The 19,835-nt window shown below is 51.2% G+C and carries 22 protein-coding genes; 19 read left to right on the forward strand and 3 right to left on the reverse strand.

The genetic code is table 11. The annotated features are described in order from the left end of the window. The first annotated feature begins 36 nt into the window (after positions 1-36). From BCV73_RS09555 to BCV73_RS09585, 7 genes are all read left to right on the forward strand, one after another. Positions 37-654, forward strand: coding sequence for a cyclase family protein (locus BCV73_RS09555; RefSeq protein ID WP_089546912.1), 618 nt, complete (start codon positions 37-39; stop codon positions 652-654). 66 nt (positions 655-720) lie between these two features. Continuing rightward, positions 721-1,251 carry a GNAT family N-acetyltransferase gene (locus BCV73_RS09560; protein ID WP_089546913.1) on the forward strand — a complete coding sequence of 177 codons (531 nt, stop codon included), beginning with the start codon at positions 721-723 and terminating at the stop codon, positions 1,249-1,251. Further along, complete coding sequence (locus tag BCV73_RS09565) at positions 1,248-1,994, forward strand: WecB/TagA/CpsF family glycosyltransferase (RefSeq protein WP_089546914.1); 747 nt, start codon at positions 1,248-1,250, stop codon at positions 1,992-1,994. The genes BCV73_RS09560 and BCV73_RS09565 overlap by 4 nt, the downstream gene beginning before the upstream one ends. A gap of 118 nt (positions 1,995-2,112) precedes the next feature. Further along, on the forward strand, positions 2,113-2,964 hold the full coding sequence (locus tag BCV73_RS09570; protein ID WP_089546915.1) for an MBL fold metallo-hydrolase: 852 nt from the start codon (positions 2,113-2,115) through the stop codon (positions 2,962-2,964). Positions 2,965-3,182: 218 nt separating this feature from the next. Next, positions 3,183-3,890: a Crp/Fnr family transcriptional regulator gene (locus tag BCV73_RS09575; protein ID WP_076167096.1), complete on the forward strand. Its 708-nt coding sequence runs from the start codon at positions 3,183-3,185 to the stop codon at positions 3,888-3,890. 114 nt (positions 3,891-4,004) lie between these two features. After that, positions 4,005-4,334 (forward strand): antibiotic biosynthesis monooxygenase family protein, encoded by a 330-nt coding sequence (locus BCV73_RS09580; RefSeq protein WP_076167093.1) that lies wholly within the window; start codon positions 4,005-4,007, stop codon positions 4,332-4,334. Between the two features lie 25 nt (positions 4,335-4,359). Continuing rightward, the gene (locus tag BCV73_RS09585; protein WP_076167091.1) at positions 4,360-5,106 is read left to right on the forward strand and encodes an SDR family oxidoreductase; all 747 of its coding nucleotides are present in this window, start codon (positions 4,360-4,362) and stop codon (positions 5,104-5,106) included. 178 nt (positions 5,107-5,284) lie between these two features. Here BCV73_RS09585 and BCV73_RS09590 read toward each other — a convergent pair whose 3' ends face one another. Next, complete coding sequence (locus tag BCV73_RS09590; protein ID WP_076167088.1) at positions 5,285-5,890, reverse strand: hypothetical protein; 606 nt, start codon at positions 5,888-5,890, stop codon at positions 5,285-5,287. A 68-nt stretch (positions 5,891-5,958) separates the two neighbouring features. Next, on the reverse strand, positions 5,959-6,813 hold the full coding sequence (locus BCV73_RS09595) for an AraC family transcriptional regulator (protein WP_089546916.1): 855 nt from the start codon (positions 6,811-6,813) through the stop codon (positions 5,959-5,961). Between the two features lie 201 nt (positions 6,814-7,014). Between BCV73_RS09595 and BCV73_RS09600 the strand changes: the two genes are divergently transcribed. The 3 genes from BCV73_RS09600 (at position 7,015) to BCV73_RS09610 (ending at position 10,608) form a co-directional block, all read left to right on the forward strand. Beyond that, positions 7,015-8,628: an extracellular solute-binding protein gene (locus BCV73_RS09600; protein ID WP_089546917.1), complete on the forward strand. Its 1,614-nt coding sequence runs from the start codon at positions 7,015-7,017 to the stop codon at positions 8,626-8,628. Between the two features lie 189 nt (positions 8,629-8,817). Continuing rightward, a complete protein-coding gene (locus BCV73_RS09605; protein WP_373319022.1) occupies positions 8,818-9,675 on the forward strand; it encodes an ABC transporter permease in 858 nt (285 codons plus the stop codon). A gap of 84 nt (positions 9,676-9,759) precedes the next feature. Then, positions 9,760-10,608: a carbohydrate ABC transporter permease gene (locus BCV73_RS09610; protein WP_084203727.1), complete on the forward strand. Its 849-nt coding sequence runs from the start codon at positions 9,760-9,762 to the stop codon at positions 10,606-10,608. A gap of 125 nt (positions 10,609-10,733) precedes the next feature. Here BCV73_RS09610 and BCV73_RS09615 read toward each other — a convergent pair whose 3' ends face one another. Further along, positions 10,734-12,320: an ATP-binding protein gene (locus tag BCV73_RS09615; protein WP_076167073.1), complete on the reverse strand. Its 1,587-nt coding sequence runs from the start codon at positions 12,318-12,320 to the stop codon at positions 10,734-10,736. A gap of 238 nt (positions 12,321-12,558) precedes the next feature. Between BCV73_RS09615 and BCV73_RS09620 the strand changes: the two genes are divergently transcribed. The 9 genes from BCV73_RS09620 to BCV73_RS09660 all read left to right on the forward strand — a co-directional run bounded on the left by BCV73_RS09620 (position 12,559) and on the right by BCV73_RS09660 (position 19,819). Beyond that, complete coding sequence (locus BCV73_RS09620; RefSeq protein WP_089546919.1) at positions 12,559-12,843, forward strand: hypothetical protein; 285 nt, start codon at positions 12,559-12,561, stop codon at positions 12,841-12,843. 211 nt (positions 12,844-13,054) lie between these two features. Further along, complete coding sequence (locus BCV73_RS09625) at positions 13,055-13,951, forward strand: class I SAM-dependent methyltransferase (RefSeq protein ID WP_256992797.1); 897 nt, start codon at positions 13,055-13,057, stop codon at positions 13,949-13,951. A 193-nt stretch (positions 13,952-14,144) separates the two neighbouring features. Beyond that, the gene (locus tag BCV73_RS09630) at positions 14,145-15,128 is read left to right on the forward strand and encodes an aminoglycoside phosphotransferase family protein (protein ID WP_089546921.1); all 984 of its coding nucleotides are present in this window, start codon (positions 14,145-14,147) and stop codon (positions 15,126-15,128) included. 166 nt (positions 15,129-15,294) lie between these two features. Next, entirely contained in the window at positions 15,295-15,540 is a 246-nt protein-coding gene (locus BCV73_RS09635) for a spore gernimation protein GerQ (RefSeq protein ID WP_076167058.1), read from the forward strand. Positions 15,541-15,553: 13 nt separating this feature from the next. Next, positions 15,554-15,940 (forward strand): spore coat protein, encoded by a 387-nt coding sequence (locus BCV73_RS09640; RefSeq protein WP_076167055.1) that lies wholly within the window; start codon positions 15,554-15,556, stop codon positions 15,938-15,940. Next, positions 15,940-17,076, forward strand: a complete 1,137-nt coding sequence (locus BCV73_RS09645; RefSeq protein ID WP_089550180.1) for a zinc-dependent alcohol dehydrogenase — start codon at positions 15,940-15,942, stop codon at positions 17,074-17,076. Before BCV73_RS09640 ends, BCV73_RS09645 begins: the two co-directional genes overlap by 1 nt. Before the next feature lie 51 nt (positions 17,077-17,127). After that, positions 17,128-17,319 carry a hypothetical protein gene (locus BCV73_RS09650; protein ID WP_076169411.1) on the forward strand — a complete coding sequence of 64 codons (192 nt, stop codon included), beginning with the start codon at positions 17,128-17,130 and terminating at the stop codon, positions 17,317-17,319. After that, a complete protein-coding gene (locus tag BCV73_RS09655; RefSeq protein WP_076167052.1) occupies positions 17,316-17,621 on the forward strand; it encodes a spore coat protein in 306 nt (101 codons plus the stop codon). The genes BCV73_RS09650 and BCV73_RS09655 overlap by 4 nt, the downstream gene beginning before the upstream one ends. 191 nt (positions 17,622-17,812) lie before the next feature. Beyond that, positions 17,813-19,819: a Na+/H+ antiporter gene (locus tag BCV73_RS09660; RefSeq protein WP_076167048.1), complete on the forward strand. Its 2,007-nt coding sequence runs from the start codon at positions 17,813-17,815 to the stop codon at positions 19,817-19,819. The last annotated feature ends 16 nt before the right edge of the window (positions 19,820-19,835 follow it).

The following is a 19,835-nucleotide window of genomic DNA, read 5'->3' on the forward strand; positions in this document are numbered from 1 at the left end:
TAGGCAAACGCAAGAGATAGGGAGCTGACGAATCCGATGATGATTGATCTGACCAGGCTGATCCATGATGGACTGCCTGTTTTCCCGGGGGATCAGGAAACGGTGCTTGCCCAGACGAGGCATTTGATAAGCAATTCGTATACCAACCACCAACTGTCTATCAATATGCACGCCGGCACGCATATCGACGGACCGATGCATTTGACGGATTCCAACCGGTATCTACACGAATTTTCATTAGACCGCTTTATTGGAAACGGGTGCATCCTCGACGTCTCACACGAAAAGTCGGTTGAATATAAGCCAATGTACGAAGAGAAGATTGGAATGGGACAAATCGTGGTGCTGCATACGGGCCATGGCAGGCTGTGGGGACAGCCGGAATACTTTACGGACTATCCCGTCTTGACCCAAGCGTTTGCCGAGCTGCTGGAACGCAAGCAGGCGAAGATGGTCTGTATGGATATGCCGTCGCCGGATAAGTACCCGTTCGACGTTCATACATTTTTATTTGGACATGGGATATTCATTGCCGAAAACCTGACCAACACCGACCGGCTGCTATCTTTGACGTCCTTTGAAATAACGGCACTTCCTTTACTCATCCGGGCGGATTCATCTCCGGCCCGCATTATTGCACGCAGTATAGAGTAGGCGGAATGTGTTGTAAATCATCGTTGTATATAACGCGTTGTGAAAAAGATAAGGGGATGATCCTGGATGAAGGATGTCGTGCTGAGTACGGACCGGTTGATCCTGAGACAAATGGGGTGGGAGGATGTCCCTTTACTGCAGCAAATTTTTGCCGACCCCGTCGCCATGAAGTACTATCCCTCCACCAAAGACAACCAAGAAACGCTGGAATGGATTGAATGGAACCTGCGAAATTATGATGAATGCGGTGTCGGCTTATGGATCGTAGAGAACCGGATCAACGGTGATTTTCTGGGACAGTGTGGCATCGTTCCACAGATTGTGGAAGGGGTTCGCGAAATGGAGATCGGCTACCTGTTCGCAAGACGCGTATGGGGGAACGGTTATGCCACTGAGGCAGCAACGGCTTGCAAGCACTACGGTTTTGAGCAAATGAAGCTTCGCAAAATCGTTTCGCTTCCCGATGCTAACAACCAACCATCCGCTCGGGTGGCCGAACGGATCGGAATGACGATGGAAAAACAAATCGTCAAGTGGAACAAAGAAGTACTTGTATATTCCGTTTACGCCGAGACAGAAGAGGTGATCGAAAGATGAATCAACATGTGCCTATTATGGGGATCCCTTTCCCGAAATTGACGATGGAGCAGAGCGTAGAGCTTCTTCAAGACGTGATTGACCAAAAGGAGCAGCGGCTGTTTCACGTCGTTACCGGCAATCCGGAGATCGTGATGTCCTGCCAAAAGGATGCGCAGCTGCGCAAAATCGTCAATGAGGCGGGTTTGGTCACTGCGGATGGCATCGGCATCGTCATGGTCTCCCGGGTGCGGGGCGGCAGCCTGCCGGAGCGGGTAACCGGCTGCGATCTGCTGTTTAAGCTGCTTGAGGAGGGCGACCGGAAGGGATGGTCGTTTTACTTTCTGGGCGCGGATGAGGAAACGAGCAGGCAGGCCGTCATCAACATTGGCCAGCAGTATCCGGGCGTCGTCATACGCGGCAGACATCACGGTTTTTTTACGCCGGAAGATGAGCCGCGAATCGTACAGGAGATTGCTGATGCCGCGCCGGACTTTCTGATTGTGGCTCTGGGCGCACCCCGGGCAGAAAAGTGGATACATAGCCATAAGGACAAGCTGCATGCGAAAATTGCCATCGGTGTCGGCGGCAGTCTGGATATCATCGGCGGTAAAGTGAAGCGGGCGCCGGCAGCCTGGCAGCGTCTAAATCTTGAGTGGCTGTACCGGCTGATTTCCCAGCCGTCGAGATGGCGAAGACAGCTGATTTTACCCCGGTTTGCGGTGAAAGCGGTATTTTTTAGAGAGAGATCCAGAAGCGTTTAGCCCGTGTGAGCGGGTGGTTAAAAGATACCTGGATAAGGTGAGCGAGATCTGCTGCTTACTTGGGCTCTCCATGGAATGATAATTATGACCGGAAAAGTAACGGAAGGGAGAGGAAGGCATGAGCCAGTCACAGCCACAGAAGCAAGGCCAGCTCCTGATTCAGGAAATCGAGGAAACCTTCGTGCCGTACGGCATGGTCGCGGTATGGCCGCTTGGACAAGCCAGTTTTATCATTAAGGGAGGGGAGACGGTCATTTACATCGATCCGTATGTCAGCCATAACCTGGATCGTACCTACCCGGCGCCAATCGGACCGGAGCATATTACGAATGCGGATTACTGCCTGATCACCCATGAGCATTCGGACCATATGGACCTGGAGGCGATTGCGGCCATGTCCAAGGCTAACCCGCAGACCGTCTATATGGCACCGGCATTTTGCCGTGAGGACATATTGAGGCAGGGCGTAGCCCCCGAGCGCTTCGTGATCGCCGATACGGAAAAGGATTACGGAGATGAAGTGATCATACGCCCCATCGCGGCCGCACATGAAGAGCTGGAAACGGATGAGCAGGGTTATCATCGTTACGTCGGGTACCTGATCAAACTGAACGGCGTTACGGTATACCATTCCGGAGATACAGTCATTTATAAAGGATTGACGGAACGGCTTCAGGGTGAGTCGATCGACCTCGGGCTTCTCCCGATTAATGGCCGCGACGCATTCCGGAACAGCCGCGGCATTATCGGCAATATGGACTACCGGGAAGCGGCCGAGCTGGCGAAGACCGTCGGGATCGGGATGACGATCCCGATGCATTATGATATTTTTGCGGGGAATGCTGAGCATCCGGGATATTTCGTGGACTATGTATATGACCACTTTCCTGAAATGCGTATTCATGTGATCGCACGTGGCGAAAGATTTATTCACGTGACGGATGCGGCACTGAGCGCTTTGAAGTCATAGACTGAAGGTGAACATTCGATAACGTCAAAAGATATGGATTAGAGCAGCCAACCACCTTCATTTGAAGGTGGTTTGTTTTTTTAGTAATCTGCATTACAGAAGAGGAAACTATGGTGGTTTATGATGAGTGTAACACTCCGTTATCGGTGTTACATGAGGAACGATGATCGCGGCGAGTGGAGCGGTAGTCGCTTGCAGCAATGACAGGAGGGGTCACAATGTTACATGATGAGGCGATGGAAAACATAACTTCATTTTTGCCACAAATCAAGATATTTGAATCGCTTCCGGCAGAAATTATGCGTGAAATCGAACAATTGGTAACCAGATCAAATACGTATAAGCTTCCAAAAAACTATATTCTTCAGACGCCCGATGATGAAAGGAATGGCTTATTTTTCGTAATCGCCGGTAAACTGCGCTTATACAAAACCAATTCGGCCGGCAAACAACATACAGTCTGCATCCTAAGCGAAGGCGGCATGTTTGGCGAGGTTGAAACGTTCTCATTGGGCAATAGAGGAACTTATGTGGAGACGATGGAAGACTCGATTGTTTTTTCGATTCCGACTGAACAATTCGAACCGCTTTTACGCAAGTATTCTGAATTGTCTTTGCGATTTTTATCGGAAATAAGCAAACGCCTGCGGGATCAGGATGAATTGGTGGAAAAATTGGTTTTTAGAGATCTGCGTGGTAAAGTGCTTTACTTTCTCAACCGATTGTCTAAAAAGTTCGGCATAGAAGAAAATGGATACCGAAAAATCGATATTCCCCTGACTCATCAAGAATTGGCCAATATGATCGGTGCCACAAGAGAAGCGGTATCGCTTACCTTACAGGAACTATCCAATGATGGTATCATCGTGACCAGCCGCAGAATGGTCATGATTCATATCGAAAAAGCGATGAAAGAACTGGCTTGATTCATGACCCGAAAAACTTCGTAATCTACATTACTGTCGAATTATTCATCTAGCGTTATGATAAATGCCGTAACGAAATGACTGCAAAATATGAAGCTTATAGGAGGAGTCAGCATGTCCAATCAACGGGTCCAATTGAATATTCGATTCAAAGTTAAACCAGGGAAAAAAGAAGAATTCCGCAGGGAGCTGTATTCCCTTATTGAGGAGATGTCATCCGAGAGGGCATTCATTAGCGCCATTGTTTCGGACGATCTGGATCAGCCGGATGACTTGATTATTTATGAAACATGGCAAGGCACGAGAGAACGCTGGCTTGCGGAAGAGTTTATTAAACCATACCGTAAGGATTACGAACGAACACTGGGCGATTTCATTGTGGATAGAAGAATCAGCTGGTTGCAGCCGAAGGGCGAATGGGGAAGTCATATCACGAATGCGTGATGACGTTGATGGGAGGCATATAGATATGGGGAAATTTGAAGGAAAGGTAGTCGTTGTTACCGGAGGAACAAGCGGTATCGGACTTACAACGGCACAACGATTCGTTTCGGAAGGGGCCTACGTATTCATTACCGGCCGTAGGCAAAGCGAGCTGGACGCGGCAGTAAAATTGATCGGTGACCGGGTTACCGGCGTTCAAGGTGATATTTCTAATTTGAAGGACCTAGACAAACTGTACGATACGGTAAAGCAGGAGAAAGGACATCTGGATATTCTATTCGCAAACGCTGGACTTGGCAGCTTTCTGCCCTTGGGTCAGATTACGGAAGAGCAGTACGACACAACCTTCAACGTGAACGTAAAGGGTACTTTGTTCACCATCCAAAAGGCTTTGCCGCTGTTTCCAAATATGACAGGAAACATCATCTTAACCGGCTCGACGGCGGGTACGATCGGCGAAGCAGCGTTTAGTGTCTACGGAGGTACCAAGGCGGCTCTCCGTCAGATGGCTAGGAGCTGGATAATGGATTTGAAAGGCACAGGGATACGACTTAATGTAGTGAGCCCTGGCACGGTCCACACGCCAGCGTATAATGATCTTTTTGGCGAAGCGCTAAATCAAGTTCTTGATTCGGCGAAGAATGTCGTTCCGCTAAGCCGCTTGGGCAAGACGGAGGAGATTGCCAGCGCGGTGATGTTTCTGGCGTCGGAGGAAAGCAGTTATGTGAACGGCATCGAATTGTTCGTAGATGGCGGTATGGCTCAAGTTTGACCTTGAATCAGAAGGGATGGGTTGTCATTTAAGCAATTCCTAATAAGCCCATGTATCAAATCAGGCAGAGGAGTCTATATAGGCTCTCTGCCTGATTTTCATACTGCGACGGATTGGGCAAAGCATTCGTGGACGAGTTGTCGCACTTAATTTGACAACCTGTCATTTACCAGACTGATTATTCCTCTATGCGGAATCGAACTTCCTTTCCGGTCGGCTCGCCGCCGAAGGGGGATCCGATTTCCTCCCTGAACACGAATTCGAGACCGGAGAGCTTGTCCGGCAGTGACGGGGATACCACGTAATTATAAGTTGCGTTGCCGGAGCAGCTTCCTCCCGTGTCCATCCGGCATTCATAGGGCTCTCCCATATCCAACACGAAGTTGGATATTTCGGTCGAATTTCGTTCCGGGATCGTCACATCCCAGTCCACATACAGCGTCACGACGCTGGCATTGGCGTATTGCCGAACCGAAGTCAGCGTGAAAAAGTACCCATCATGCTCATGCGATACTAATACCGGAACATGCTTGATAAAACCGGCAGGTTCGACGATCGGTTTGAAATACTCGTCGGATCGGATGGCACCAAAGATCATTTTTAGAAAATCCTCATAAAGACCCGTTTCAGCCGCCCATTGATCAATGTACACGAAAGGCGGGTAGCCCGGATTCCCTTCCGAAATCTCTTTGCGCTGCTGCAGCAGCTGGCAGATTTGTCTGTCGATGGGGAGCAGGCGTTCATCGTAATGCTCGGTGGGTCGTGTGAAAGGCATCCGTTTCATCATCATTCCTCCTCATATATTTTATTGTACCCCAAAGTGCTAAATGTTGGAAAATGATCGGCGAAGAATCATTCATAAAATAGCAGCCGCTTCGAGTATGCATTGCGGAATTCTGTCGGGGTCAACCCCACGATTTTTTTGAAGGATTTCATGAAGTGATGGGGGTCGCTGTAGCCGAGCTGACTGGAAATCTCACTTACGTTCTGGTTCGTATCGGTCAGCAGATATTTGGCCAGCTCCATTTTTTGCTGCAAAATGTACTGTTTCAGCGAAATACCTGAGACGGTTGTAAACAGATGGGACAGGTACTTCTCGTTGTAGCCGAAGTGCGAGGCGATTTGGGAGACCTTGATATTCTCGTGGCGGCTCCATTTGATGTAGTCGAGAATATCGTTGTACAGCTGGGTTTGCTTAAACGATTTGCCGGGGTTGTTCTTTTCGAAGAACAGCTGGTTGTAGAGCTCGCAAAGGATGACGGTAGACATGTAATCATTTAAGGTCTGTTCATTGTAGCCGCGCACCGAATCCTGGAGCTGCTTCATCATGACGACGATTTTCTCGGGATTGCGCAGGGTGCCGTATTGGGGAATGACGATCCGCCCATTCTCGTGAACATGGGTATAGCGGGAGAGGTCCAGCTGGGGAAGGTTCTGCGAAGACGAAAAGTGCAGCCAATAAAAGCTGCAATCCGACGGCTTGGCTCCTTTCTGGCGCGTGAACGGGGGAAGCAGCAGATACTCTCCCTGGGAGACCTCGTAGGTCTCATCGTCTCCGGAAATGTACAGCGTTCCATGTGTCATGACAATGAGCTCGTAATCCATCAAGTAACGGCTTAAATGAATCCATTCCGCAGAGGGAGCAACGAACTTGCCGGTAAGCTCCATATGGACCGGACGCTCGATGCGGAGCTGATGGGCATTCATCTAAAGTTTCACCACCATTTCTAACCTTTTTCCACCCATTGAAGGGTCGGTAGAACCTAAAATTATCACACCGCATCAAAAGGCACCATCAGCAAGTGCAAACCTTTTGACACAAATTCGATCGTTGAACTATTTTGCCCCCTCCGGATTGAGTATAAGCTTGTGTAAACGGATTCATAAAACCCAAGGGGAGGATGAAGGATGAAAAAAATACTCGCATCCGTGCTCGCGCTTACACTCGGAACGTCATTGCTGGCGGGCTGCAGCAGCGGCGGCAACGAGCCGGAGGAACCAACCGCGCAAGGGGGCAAAGTAAAGCTGAAAGCGATCATGACAAAGCATCCGCTCACGCAAAAGTTCGAAAACATGAAATGGCTTCAGGATGCGGAGGAGAGGGCAGGGGTGGATATCGAATGGCAGGAAGTGTCCGCCGACTGGGATCAGAAGAAGGGAGCCATGCTGGCCAGCGGGGATATTCCCGATTTGATCGTTGGCGTGAACTCCATTACCGATTCGGATTTCGCCCAGTTTCCGGGGTTATTCCAGGACATGTCCGGAATGATCGATCAATATGCTCCGAATGTCAAGGCGATGTTCGACGCCAAACCCGAAACGAAAATCATTGCCACGCAGCAGGACGGCAAAATATACGGACTGCCCAAATATCAGCGGTTCTGGCCCGATACGGCGACCCGGCAGTTTATCAACAAGGAGTGGCTGGACCGGCTGGGGCTCCAAATGCCCACGACATGGGATGAGCTGTTCAACGTGCTGAAGGCGTTTAAGGACAAGGATGCCAACGGAAACGGAGATCCGAACGATGAGATCCCGATGGACTTTGCCCCGACGGGAACCGTCGCATTCGGTTATTTTATGCCGACCGTGCTGCTGGGCAGCGAGGGGATTACGTTGTCCGACGGCAGCGGCAGCGGATATTTTGTAGAGGATGGCCAAGTTAAAAACTTCTTCATCGACGACCGTTACAAAGAGTTGGTCAAATTTTTGAACAAATGCTTCAGCGCCGGTCTGATAAATCCCGAAGTATTCACCCAGGACTACACTAAGTACCAATCCGTGGCGAGGGGCAAAGGAAATACGGCTACCGTTGGCTTTACGTGGGGCTGGGAGGTCACCGACCGTTTCGGCAACGAGGTTAGTCCGCAGTATACGCCTATGGCGCCGCTGAAATTTACAGCCGATTCCACCGTTCAGCAGTCGTGGTCGTACGATTACAACACGCTGAATTACGGTACCAATACCGTTCAAATGTCCGCCGCTTCCAAGCATAAGGAAGCCGCAATGAAGTTCATCAACGAATTGTACAACCCCGAGGTCAGCATGCAGGTGCTCTTCGGTTCGCTTGGTACGAACATCAAGGATAACGGGGACGGATCGTTTGCCGTACTGCCGCCGCAGGATCAGGCCATGGATCCGGGAACCTGGAAATGGACCTCCACCTGGGCCGATAACGGACCGATGTATATCGCCGACTCGCTGAAGCTGACATTGGGCACAGACATGCAGTCGGTCGGCAAGCAAACGGAGCCGCTGCAGAAGGTGCTGGACTCCATCGATAAGGACAACGATGTTTTCCCGAACCTGTTTATTAAATACAGCGCGGTGGACAACAGCACGATGGCTCTCGCCAACACGGCGCTTGTGCCGATGGCCTTGGCCAAATGGTCGCAGTGGATCACCAAAGGCGGAGTGGATAAGGAGTGGGATGCCTATGTGGAAAATTGCAAAAAGACAGGGCTCCTGAAAAATATCGAAATTATGCAGAAATACTATGACGACTATAAAAGCAAGCTGTGAAACGCGATCCCCGGTCCGGTGCAGACTCCCTGCATCCGGGCCGGATAATCTAGCATGCAAGCACTGCAAGGAGGTAATCTGGTCATGATATCGCGATCCGGCCCCAAATTAAAGCAGGCCGCTGCTTTGTCCAAAGCACGCAAACAAACCGTTCTGAATACGTTCAGGCGGGACTATCAGCTGTGGATCATGATTTTGCCCGCCGTTGTCGTTATTTTTATTTTCAACTATATCCCGATGTACGGCATTCAGTTGGCTTTCCGCGATTATAACTTCACTAAGGGGCTGACCGGCGGAGAGTGGAGGGGATTGTTCTACTTCCGGCAGTTCTTTGAAAATTATATGTTCGTGGATCTGATGAAAAATACGGTGGTCATCAGCGTGGCGACGATTGTGCTCAGCTTTCCCGCGCCGATTATTCTGGCCCTGCTCATCAATCAGGTGAGGATGAAGCGGGCGAAGAAAACGCTCCAGACGACCGTGTATTTGCCGCATTTCATCTCGACCGTCGTCATGGTTGGACTGCTGAGCGTGCTGCTCTCGCCGAACTCGGGAATCATCGGGCACCTGCTGCAGTGGCTTGGCCTTGGGGATGTCAACCTGCTGGGGTCGACCAAGACGTTCGTTCCCGTATATGTACTATCGGAAATTTGGCAGCATGGCGGATGGAACAGCATTATTTATTTGGCCGCTTTGTCCACCGTGGATCCGCAGCTGTACGACTCCGCAAAGATGGACGGAGCAAGCCGCTGGCAGACGATCCGGTATGTCGACATCCCCGCCCTGGTGCCGACGATCATTATTTTATTCGTGCTCAGCATGGGCAGCGTCCTGGGAACGGGCTTCGAGAAAGTATTTCTGATGCAAAACCCGCTCAACTTGCCGGTTTCCGAAGTCATTGCCACCTACGTGTACAAAATCGGTATTATCAGCAGCCAGTTCAGCTATTCGGCCGCCATCGGACTGTTTAATACCGTCATCAACTTTATCTTCCTGTTTGTCATGAATATGATCGCCAAGCGGTGCTCGGACATCAGTCTGTGGTAGAGACGGCGATCCCGAAAGGAGCATGGAGTATTGATACTTACACATCGTAATCGCAGGAGTGCGGGAGATGTTCTGTTTCAAGTCATGGTAACCGCCCTGTGCGTGCTGATTTTTCTGATCGTGGCCTATCCGCTGTACTTCGTTGTGATTGCATCCGTCAGCGATCAATCGCTGGTGTCGACAGGCCAGGTGACGCTGTATCCCAAACATATCAGCTTTTTTGGCTATCAGGAAATCTTCAAGGATGCCCGCATTTGGACGGGATACAAAAACACGATCATTTACACGGTGCTGGGTACGGCGGTAAACTTGCTGTTTACGCTGCCGGCCGCCTATGTCTTGTCGCGGAAAGAGTTCCGCGCCCGCCGCTTTATCATGTTTGCCTTCGTGGTGACCTTGTTCTTTAACGGCGGCCTGATTCCAACCTACCTGCTGATGAAGCAGCTGCATTTGACCAATTCGATGTGGGTGTTTATCATCCCGTTTTCCGTCAATGTGTACAATTTAATTATCGCACGGTCGTTCTTTGAGCACTCCATTCCGAAAGAGCTGCATGAAGCAGCTTCGATGGACGGCTGCAGTCACTTCACTTTTTTCGTAAAAATCGCGCTTCCGCTCTCCAAGGCGGTTGTGTCTGTCATCGCCCTGTATTATTTAGTCGCCCATTGGAACGATTTTTTTACCGGACTCATCTATATCCAGAGCAATTCGCTCCAGCCGCTGCAAATCGTGCTGCGGGACATCCTGCTGTCCAACCAGGTGTTTTCATCCGGAGCAGGCTCCGGCGGAGCTGCCGGAGGGTATGCGCAGCAGTATGCGGACCAGGTCAAATATGCGGTGATCATCGTATCCACACTGCCGATTCTTATCGTGTATCCGTTTATACAGAAGTACTTCGAAAAAGGCGTCATGATCGGCTCGGTCAAAGGTTAGCGGAGCGGGTTCACGCCAGCACGAATGAATAAAGCCGCCGGGCAGCTGTGCCCGGCGGCTTTTGTATCATCGAATCATCATAATGATCGGACCTTTAGAATCGTTTCGATGTCAGGGATCGACGATTAAGCTCCTTCGGTCAATACCGGCAACGTAATCGTGAAGACGGATCCTTCGGATTCCATGCTTTTGACTGTGAGCGTGCCGTTGTGGTCCTGGATGATTTTATGGCAGATGGATAGGCCGAGGCCGGTTCCTTCTTCCTTGGTCGTATAGAACGGATCGAAGATTTTAGGGAGCAGGTCTTCGGGGATCCCCTTTCCCGTATCGGACACGTCAATAGTTACCACCGAATTCGTTTGCTGCACCTGAATATGGATATGACCCGGCTGTTCCATTGCCTCGATGGCATTGCGCACCAGATTTATCAGCACTTGTACGATTTTATCCCGCTCCATTTCAACCATGACGGAATCGCTGACATTCTCCATGCTGATGCTGTGCCCTCTGGAAGTCACCTGCGATTCGGTTAAATTTCTCGCTCTTTCCACACAATGCGAGATGGGCTCGGGCCGGATGTTGCCAAGATGGGGCTTGGAAAACTGCAGAAACTCCGCCGTCAGCTCGTTCATACGCGTGATCTCGTTGGTGATGATATCGACCCATGGCCCGATATTGTACGACTGTGATTTGGACAGATGGATGAAGCCCTTCAGCGTTGTGAGCGGATTCCGGATTTCATGAGCCATGCCCGCAGCAAGCTCGCCGACAATTTTCAGCTTTTCGCTTCGGAACATTTCTTCCTCCCGCTTCAGCCACAGCATCCTCTTTTTCTGAAACAGCCGGTCTTCGGCCAGCATGATAATATCATGCGAGGTTGTGCTTTCCCGTGGAAACCGGGCCGTGCTGTAAGTCACCTCGTAGCCGAGCTTGCCCGATTCAAGAATATCCTGGGCTTGTCCAAGCGATCCATCGGTATCCGGGATCACCATGGCGAACCGGTCCCCGGCATAACGGGAAATGGCGAAGGCGCTCGGGAAGTAAGTCCGGATGATGAGCGATATTCTCGTCAAAATTTCGTTGCCGCCGCGGATGCTTTCCTTGTTCAGGCTTTTAAAGTCCTGAAAATCCAGCAGGATCAGCACAAACGGCGATTTTTTCTTTTCAACCAATTCGTTGACGGCACTGACATAACCGTCGTAGTTCAAAAAACCGGTCAGCGGATCATGCGATGCGAGAAACTGGTTTCGCCTCAAAAGCCGTTTTCTTTCAATCTCGGTTGTGACGAGATAACGCATTCCAAGGACGATTAATACGAGACTAACCAGATCGTAGACCGAAACCAATAGATTGTAACGGTCCCAGGGGAGATAGCTTAGCCGGATGACGGTATACAACATGGAATAAGCAAATGCCAGCGACAGCGTATACTTCAAGTTTCTCGTATTTCGGGTTTCCATAATAATTAATATAAAGTAAATGATTTGCGTCCAATTGAGCTGGGAACTCCAATGGAAGAAGGCGAGGCTTACGGATTGAAGAAACAAGGAACGGCTGCTGGACTCGGCGAAAAAAATCATGACCCCTGTCAGCATCGCTCCGGAGAGAAATAGCAGAAAGATGCTGTCGGCTTTGCCCAACAGAATGGAAGATAACATGATAAATGTAGTTAAGGAAGGAATCAAGACGTGTCTTGTCTGTTTTACGATCATGTTTATGCTCCTAGGGAAAAAAGTAAAATTTCAGTAAGCCCTTATCTACTGCCATTATATCGGATAGGCTATGAAAACAATGTCGAATTTCCGTGTCGCCTTGGAAATGATCATGATTTTTTTTCTCCTATGGAGAAAACAGATTTTATGGTATAAATGACCTCATAGCCCGCCGGATGAATTCGGTGTGGAGGGATGCCGGAAGGATCCGGCACGAACGCAAACCAGGGGGAGTGTCATGCGGACGTATTTTGTCATCAGCCAGATCATCTATGTGTTATGTTTTGTTCCGTGGCTGCTGATTTGGGGAATTTCGTTCATGGGGTTTGACAGTGGAATCAGCGGAGCGGCCATCGCCTTGGTGTCCGTGATCGGCGTTTACCCGCTCGTCACCATTGCCTGTGCCATTATGGCCTGGGCGTTCTACAAGAAGAGGAAGAGAGCGGCGGTCATCGTGAATTCGATTCCGCTCTTGTGGGTACTGGGCGTCGGCGTGCCGGTGCTCGCATTGAATCTTTCGTGAACGATTCAAAGAGCATGAACAATGCAAAGCCCGGGAGCTTCAGGATAAATCCTGAGCTGCCGGGCTTTGCGTCTTTACAGCGCTTGTTAAGGCTACCGACCGTCAACCGATGCTCATTCGGACAAAGCAACATAAAAATATCCCACAGGCTCCACTTTAAAGCTATACTTTTACCGGGATATCCACTATTGTTGACTGTGTATCAGTATAGATGACCAGAACAATCGGGGAGTGTGAAGCAGTGGAGTCTTATGATTGGGATGAGAAGATGGGGTATTTGCGCCGGAGAATGAGTCTTTATTATAATGACGACTACATCGCGTTTTTGGTCAAATCGGTTTGGAAATGGGAAACTCCGGTTCGGATCGTCGATTTCGGCTGCGGTTACGGGCAGCTGGGCTTGATGATGCTTCCGCACCTGCCGGAAGGCTCAACCTATACGGGGATCGATCCGGGAGCAAGACAGATTGGGGCGGCCAAAGAGCTGTACGCTCACCTGCCCTGGAAGGCCGAGTTCATTCGGGCGGAGCTGACAGATGCTGACCTGGGCAGCGCCTTTGATGTCGCCGTATCGCACGCAGTGCTTATGCATAGATCCGATCCCCTGCAGCTGCTGGCCAAGATGACCGAAAGTGTGAAGGACGGAGGAACGGTCATTTGTTACGAGCCTCACGGCTGTGCTTCCATGTCGAGCTATTATTTTGATGATGTTTTATCTACGGAAGTCATGCCGCTTGGCCTGCTTCAGAAGCTGCATGAACAGGATGCTCTGCGGACCGGGAAGGACGCCAACATCGGCATGAAGCTTCCGGTTTACTTTTCACAGCTGGGGCTGCGCCGAATCGAGAGCAGAATCAGCGATAAGGTGAACTATTACGACCCAGCCCAGGATTCCGAGGAGACGAGGGCTTTGTTCAGCAACCTGCAGTTTGAATGCCCGGGTCAGGAGGAAGACTTTATTCAAGCGCTGATTGAGCGGGGGCTAACCAAGGAGGAAGCAGAACGGCTCTATATCGCCGAGGACCTGTTATCCCAAGTCAATACGCCGTCGATTGCGTTCGCCCATGCGCCGAGCATGAAAATTACATTCGGCACGGTAGTCCGATAAGCCCGTGCTGCAAAAAAGAGCTGTTCCCAAGGTTCATTGACCTACCGGGACAGCTCTTTTTACGTACGACCATTTTTAACCAGACCTTATTCAACATCATAACAGAACCGAAAGAAACAGTCTATATTTTCAGCAGGGGACTGGGGTATAGTTGGTGATGCCGGCAATCCAATCATAGAAACGGGGAAACAATATGGAAAATGCATGTCATCTTTCCGAGGCGGATTTAACGCATTATACCAAGCAGGTATTCGGATCGGGTTACGCGATCTCGCAGATTACGCGGCTGAACGGAGGGGCACAGAAGGTCGTCTATCAGCTCGATTTTCTGAACGGTTTTTCCTGTATGCTGTACGTTTGGGATTTATCCATGAATTACTTTCGGGAAGAAATCGAACATTCGGATCATGATATGCGCTCCTATGGAGCCGACTTGTTTGGCGAGAACAACCGCGTATTAACCCAATTGGGCATTCCCACACCCGAGCTGTATAACCTTAATCTGGAGCGCAGGGAGTATGCGTTTGATTATGCGCTTGTCGAACGAATTGGGGGCGGCAAAGCGGAAGACTATTTTGCATACCCGGATACGGCGGAGCAGCAGCGATTGTTTCGGCAGATCGGGGAGATGGTAGCCAAATTGCACGATAGCGCGAGAGATGTGCACGGGCGGCCCGGCCAAACCAAGCCTCCGCGGAAGTCCTGCCAGCAGGAGCTGGTGGACAATGCCCTCAGGCAGATCACGTATGCAGCCTCTTATTTGCCTGAGATTGCGGCTGCTCAAGAGGGGCTCATGTCCGTCCTTCAGGAATGTTCATCGCGAATTCGTCCAAGGACATCTTACGGACTGATTCATGGCGAGCTTGGACCGGACCACATTCTGGTGAATGCGAATCTGGAGCCGTATCTGATCGATATTGAGGGTGTAACCTATTTCGACATTGAGCATGAGCACAGCTTTCTCGAGTTTCGGTTCGGGGAGCATTACCGGTATTTCCGTCAGGACCATCTGGATCCCGACCGGATGGCCTTCTACCGCCTGCACCACCATATCTCTTTAATCGGAGGCGGTTTAAAACTGCTTCACCGCGGCTTTCCCGACCGGCAGCTTGCCCAGGGTATCGTGGATCACCATCTGAAGTGCGCCTTGAAATATGTTAATAAAACATTCCATTAACCGATTAACTGTGGAAGCCTCTAATAGAGGCTTCTTTTTTGTGAGGAGCAACCCGGCAGGCAAATTTTATGATCCCGGGAGTGCCGCGGAAAACTGAATCAAGCTATACACAGGAGGATAACCTATCCTTGCAGACATCGTTAAATAAAGGAGGTACAGGTCAAACATGAAGGATTTTCCGCTGGCACCCCATGAATCGATCGATCTTCATGAAGTGCTGAATTTTAAAACGCTCTGTGTCGCTAAATCGAAGCTGATGCAGGGGATGGTTTTTGACAAAGAACTGAAAGTGCTGATGCAAAAGGACGTTGAACAGTCCACGCAGGCCATCAACGAGCTGAAGGCGGTTTATGAACGAGCTCCTTTTCAGGCTCCTGTCCCGGAAAGCAAGCCTGCCCCCATCCTAAATTGAAGGTGATACTCTGATGAACAACGATGATTTGGATCCGATCAATTCGCTCAACATGCCGGAGATGGCGGATATGACTTTTGCTATGGACTTTTTGATGCGTGCGAAGGAAGGGGTTCGTAATACCGCGGTTGCCCTGACCGAAACCGTATCCACAGAAGCGAGGGAACTGCTGAAAAAGCAGCTGAAGCAGGGGATTGCCCTCCATCAGGAAATCACCGAGCTGATGATCCGTAAGAAATGGTTTCACCCGTATGAGCTGCACGAGCAGTACCAGCTGGACCAGCTGTCGGCCAAAAACACAGCCATGATTGCCGGGATGAACCTGTTCCCCGCAGATACTTCGCGCAAAGGGATGTTCGACCGGACGCCCGATGAGCATATGGAGGAAGGCCGAGCATGATGAAAGCCGTTACGTACCAAGGGGTTAAAAACGTCGTCGTCAAGGACGTCCCCGATCCGAAAATCCAAAAGCCGGATGACATGATCGTCAAGCTGACCAGCACCGCTATTTGCGGCTCCGACCTGCATCTGATCCACGGCATGATTCCCAATCTGCAGGAGGATTACGTCATCGGTCATGAACCGATGGGGATTGTGGAGGAAGTCGGGCCCGAAGTCACCAAGCTGAAGAAAGGCGACCGGGTCATTATCCCGTTTAATATTGCCTGCGGCGAATGCTTTTACTGTAAAAATCATCTGGAGAGCCAGTGCGACAATTCGAACGACAACGGGGACATGGGTGCGTATTTCGGCTATTCGGGAACGACCGGCGGTTATCCGGGCGGGCAAGCCGAGTATTTGCGGGTTCCATTCGCCAATTTCACGCACTTCAAAATTCCGGAAAACAGCGAGCGGCCGGATGAGAGCCTTGCTCTAATCGCCGATGTGATGCCCACCGCCTTTTGGAGCGTAGACAACGCCGGTGTCAAGCAGGGGGATACCGTAGTCGTGCTAGGCTGCGGACCGGTTGGACTGCTGGCGCAAAAATTCTGCTGGCTCAAAGGGGCGAAGCGGGTCATCGCCGTCGACTATGTGGATTACAGGCTGCAGCATGCCAAAAAGAACAATCATGTTGAGACCGTCAATTTCGAGCAGCAAGACAATGTTGGTGCATACCTGAAGGAAATCACCAAGGGCGGAGCCGACGTGGTCATTGACGCGGTGGGCATGGACGGGAAAATGAGCGACCTCGAGTTTCTGGCGAGCGGCTTAAAGCTGCAAGGAGGCACCATGAGCGCCTTGGTCATCGCCTCCCAGGCCGTTCGCAAGGGCGGAACGATTCAAATTACAGGCGTGTACGGCGGCCGTTACAACGGATTCCCGCTAGGGGACATCATGCAGCGCAATGTGAACATCCGCGCCGGACAAGCTCCGGTCATACACTATATGCCTTATATGTATGAATTGGTGGCGACCGGCAAAGTCGACGTGGCCGACATCATTACGCATGTCATCCCGCTCAGCGAAGCCAAACGCGGTTACGAAATGTTCGATACGAAGACGGACAACTGCATCAAGGTTATTTTAAAGCCGTAAAGTACTTGATAACACAAGGGAGTGAAGTTCTTGATAAATCCAACGTATGCCATGCATGAGTTGTTGGAGGCGCATGAAATTGCCGCCTTCAAGACGGTCTGCATGACGAAGTCCAAAACGATGCAGGCGCTGGTCACAGATCCTGAGCTCAAGCTCATTCTCCAGCAGGATGCCGCGATGTCATCCGATCAGCTGGCCGAGCTTGCAGCCGTTCTGAACAAAGGAAAGGAGACGCTGCAATGAATCCCGTACTGGAATACATGACCGGCATGAACAAATTAACCGACGATGTGATTGCCATGGACTTTCTAGTCACCGCCAAGAGCGGCGTCCGGAATTTGGCGATGGCCGTAACCGAATGCGTCACTCCGGAAATCAAAGGCATCCTGGAGCGGCAATTGGAACAGGCGATCGATACGCATGAGAAGATTACCAAATACGCGATCGCCAAGGGACTGTACCATCCTTTCAGCGTGCAGGAGCAATTGCGTGTCGATCTGCAGCAGATCCGGACCGCGCAGAGCATTCCTTTTCCCACGCCGTAACAGCTTGATTTATATCAGGCATCTTATCGGTAACTGCATACGCATTAGACATACAGCCGGCTGTGTCGTACAGCCGGTTTTGCTATCATGATTTATCCCTGCCGGATCGGCTGACTTCAACTCATGAATGATCCCCCTTCCGGGAATGTTAGCCATATCGACATTTGGCAGAAAGAAGGCAGGAAATCACTATGGAACTGTTACTGATGGTCATCGTTCTTCTAATTCTGATCGGCATATCGAACGTTATCAATCACTTTACCCCGGCGGTCCCGGTGCCTCTGATCCAGATTGCGCTGGGCGTCGCGGTCACGTACATTCCCGGCGTACATCATGTACCGCTAAATCCGGAACTGTTCTTGCTGCTCTTCATCGCGCCTCTGCTCTTTAATGATGGAAAAATGACACCCCGCGACGAGCTGTGGCAGCTGCGGTCGTTCATTCTGCTGCTGGCGCTCGGCCTCGTGTTTGCCACCGTGCTGATTGCAGGGCCGTTTATTCACTGGCTCATTCCGGCCATCCCGCTGTCGGCGGCTTTTGCGCTGGCGGCCATTCTGTCGCCGACCGATGCGGTGGCCGTCGGCTCGCTGTCCGGCCGGGTGAAGCTCCCGGGCCGCATCATGCGCCTGCTCGAAGGTGAGGCGTTGATGAACGACGCTTCGGGCCTCGTTGCTTTTAATTTTGCCATTGCCGCAACCGTCACCGGCCATTTCTCCCTGCCGCGGGCGATTGGCAGCTTTATCGTGATCGCGGTCGGCGGGATTGTGGTCGGAGCGCTGCTCGGCTTCCTGGCGATTTGGCTCCGCATGCTGCTGCGCAGGCTTGGGATGGAAGATGTCACATTGCATGTGCTGATTATTATTTTGACACCGTTTCTGATCTATTGGATTGCTGAAGAATTTCACCTGTCCGGTATTTTGGCCGTCGTTGCTGCCGGTGTAACCCATGCGATCGAACGGGACCGGATGAGGACGGGATCAGCGCGCCTGCGCATCGTTTCCGACAGCACGTGGTCGGTCATCCTATTCTCCTTGAACGGTCTCGTGTTTCTGCTGCTTGGACTTGAAATTCCCGGCGTTGTCCGGACGGTATGGCAGGACAAGGCATACAATAACGGCCAATCCATTGCCTATATCGTTCTGATTACGCTGGTATTAATGGTCCTTCGCTTTGTGTGGGTATGGGCATCGAACCGCCAATTCCGTTCCGCCGTGCTGACAGCGTTGTCCGGTGTCCGGGGAGCCTTGACGCTGTCGGCGGCCTTCTCCATTCCGTTGACACTGGCCGACAACAGTCCTTTCCCCGAACGGGATTTGATCCTCTTTATCTGTTCAGGCGTCATTCTGCTGACCCTGATCAGCGCCAGCGTGTTACTGCCCATCCTGACCCGCGGTCCCCAGGTGGATCCCGCTCTTGCGGAGGATGCCGAGAGACAAGCGCGCATCCGTGTCATTGAAGCGGGTCTACGAACAGTCAAAGAGGAGAAAAACGATGAAAACCGGCAGCAGGCTATCGAGCTGATCGCTGCGTATTCCCGCAGGCTGCAGATGTGCAGATTCAGAGATCGTGCGGAAATGAACAGATTATGGAAAGAGGCTGTGGAAATCCGGTTGGAGGCGCTCGAGGCGGAGAAGGAAACCGCGGACCGGTGGCTGCAGGAAGAGCGGATTTCGCCAAAACTTGCGGATCGGTTCAAGGCCACGGTATCGCGGGTCGAGCTGCTGCTGTCCACCCGTTTCAAGGTGAAGAAGCTGCTGATCGTTGGATGGTCGGCCATCACCCGGCTGTTCCAAGGCAGCAAACACAAAAAAGCCCGCATGACACCAGACCACCCGAAGTGGAATGCTTATAAGGCGCTGAAGCTGGAAGCGATCCGTGCTGCGATAGAGCGGGTTAAGGGGCTCGAGACATCGGGCAACCGGGATACCATCGCCATGATTATTGCCGATTACCGCGGGCTGGAGCTGCATCTGACACAGGAACCTGCACACGAGGAGCGGGCTGAAGAGATGGATGCGGTCCGCCGGGAGCTTGAGCTCAAGGCCATCCAGTCGGAGCGGAACGAAATTCAACGGTTGTTCGAAGCGGGTGAGATCAGCCGGGCGCTGGCCAACAATTTAAGGCTGGATGTCAATTATCATGAGGCGCATCTGTTTGAATCGCAAACCGTGCATGAGGAGGAAGGGGAGCATGCATAGAAAGCTGCTTTGCCTT

This window comes from Paenibacillus sp. SSG-1, from assembly GCF_002224835.1.
GTDB classification, from domain to species: domain Bacteria; phylum Bacillota; class Bacilli; order Paenibacillales; family Paenibacillaceae; genus Paenibacillus_AQ; species Paenibacillus_AQ favisporus.

Coding starts and splice junctions, on each gene's coding strand:
- BCV73_RS09555 (WP_089546912.1), top strand. CDS start 37: ATGATGATTGATCTGACCAGGCTGATCCATGATGGACTGCCTGTTTTC.
- BCV73_RS09560 (WP_089546913.1), top strand. CDS start 721: ATGAAGGATGTCGTGCTGAGTACGGACCGGTTGATCCTGAGACAAATG.
- BCV73_RS09565 (WP_089546914.1), top strand. CDS start 1,248: ATGAATCAACATGTGCCTATTATGGGGATCCCTTTCCCGAAATTGACG.
- BCV73_RS09570 (WP_089546915.1), top strand. CDS start 2,113: ATGAGCCAGTCACAGCCACAGAAGCAAGGCCAGCTCCTGATTCAGGAA.
- BCV73_RS09575 (WP_076167096.1), top strand. CDS start 3,183: ATGTTACATGATGAGGCGATGGAAAACATAACTTCATTTTTGCCACAA.
- BCV73_RS09580 (WP_076167093.1), top strand. CDS start 4,005: ATGTCCAATCAACGGGTCCAATTGAATATTCGATTCAAAGTTAAACCA.
- BCV73_RS09585 (WP_076167091.1), top strand. CDS start 4,360: ATGGGGAAATTTGAAGGAAAGGTAGTCGTTGTTACCGGAGGAACAAGC.
- BCV73_RS09590 (WP_076167088.1), bottom strand. CDS start 5,890: ATGAAACGGATGCCTTTCACACGACCCACCGAGCATTACGATGAACGC.
- BCV73_RS09595 (WP_089546916.1), bottom strand. CDS start 6,813: ATGAATGCCCATCAGCTCCGCATCGAGCGTCCGGTCCATATGGAGCTT.
- BCV73_RS09600 (WP_089546917.1), top strand. CDS start 7,015: ATGAAAAAAATACTCGCATCCGTGCTCGCGCTTACACTCGGAACGTCA.
- BCV73_RS09605 (WP_373319022.1), top strand. CDS start 8,818: ATGATTTTGCCCGCCGTTGTCGTTATTTTTATTTTCAACTATATCCCG.
- BCV73_RS09610 (WP_084203727.1), top strand. CDS start 9,760: ATGGTAACCGCCCTGTGCGTGCTGATTTTTCTGATCGTGGCCTATCCG.
- BCV73_RS09615 (WP_076167073.1), bottom strand. CDS start 12,320: ATGATCGTAAAACAGACAAGACACGTCTTGATTCCTTCCTTAACTACA.
- BCV73_RS09620 (WP_089546919.1), top strand. CDS start 12,559: ATGCGGACGTATTTTGTCATCAGCCAGATCATCTATGTGTTATGTTTT.
- BCV73_RS09625 (WP_256992797.1), top strand. CDS start 13,055: ATGACCAGAACAATCGGGGAGTGTGAAGCAGTGGAGTCTTATGATTGG.
- BCV73_RS09630 (WP_089546921.1), top strand. CDS start 14,145: ATGGAAAATGCATGTCATCTTTCCGAGGCGGATTTAACGCATTATACC.
- BCV73_RS09635 (WP_076167058.1), top strand. CDS start 15,295: ATGAAGGATTTTCCGCTGGCACCCCATGAATCGATCGATCTTCATGAA.
- BCV73_RS09640 (WP_076167055.1), top strand. CDS start 15,554: ATGAACAACGATGATTTGGATCCGATCAATTCGCTCAACATGCCGGAG.
- BCV73_RS09645 (WP_089550180.1), top strand. CDS start 15,940: ATGAAAGCCGTTACGTACCAAGGGGTTAAAAACGTCGTCGTCAAGGAC.
- BCV73_RS09650 (WP_076169411.1), top strand. CDS start 17,128: ATGCATGAGTTGTTGGAGGCGCATGAAATTGCCGCCTTCAAGACGGTC.
- BCV73_RS09655 (WP_076167052.1), top strand. CDS start 17,316: ATGAATCCCGTACTGGAATACATGACCGGCATGAACAAATTAACCGAC.
- BCV73_RS09660 (WP_076167048.1), top strand. CDS start 17,813: ATGGAACTGTTACTGATGGTCATCGTTCTTCTAATTCTGATCGGCATA.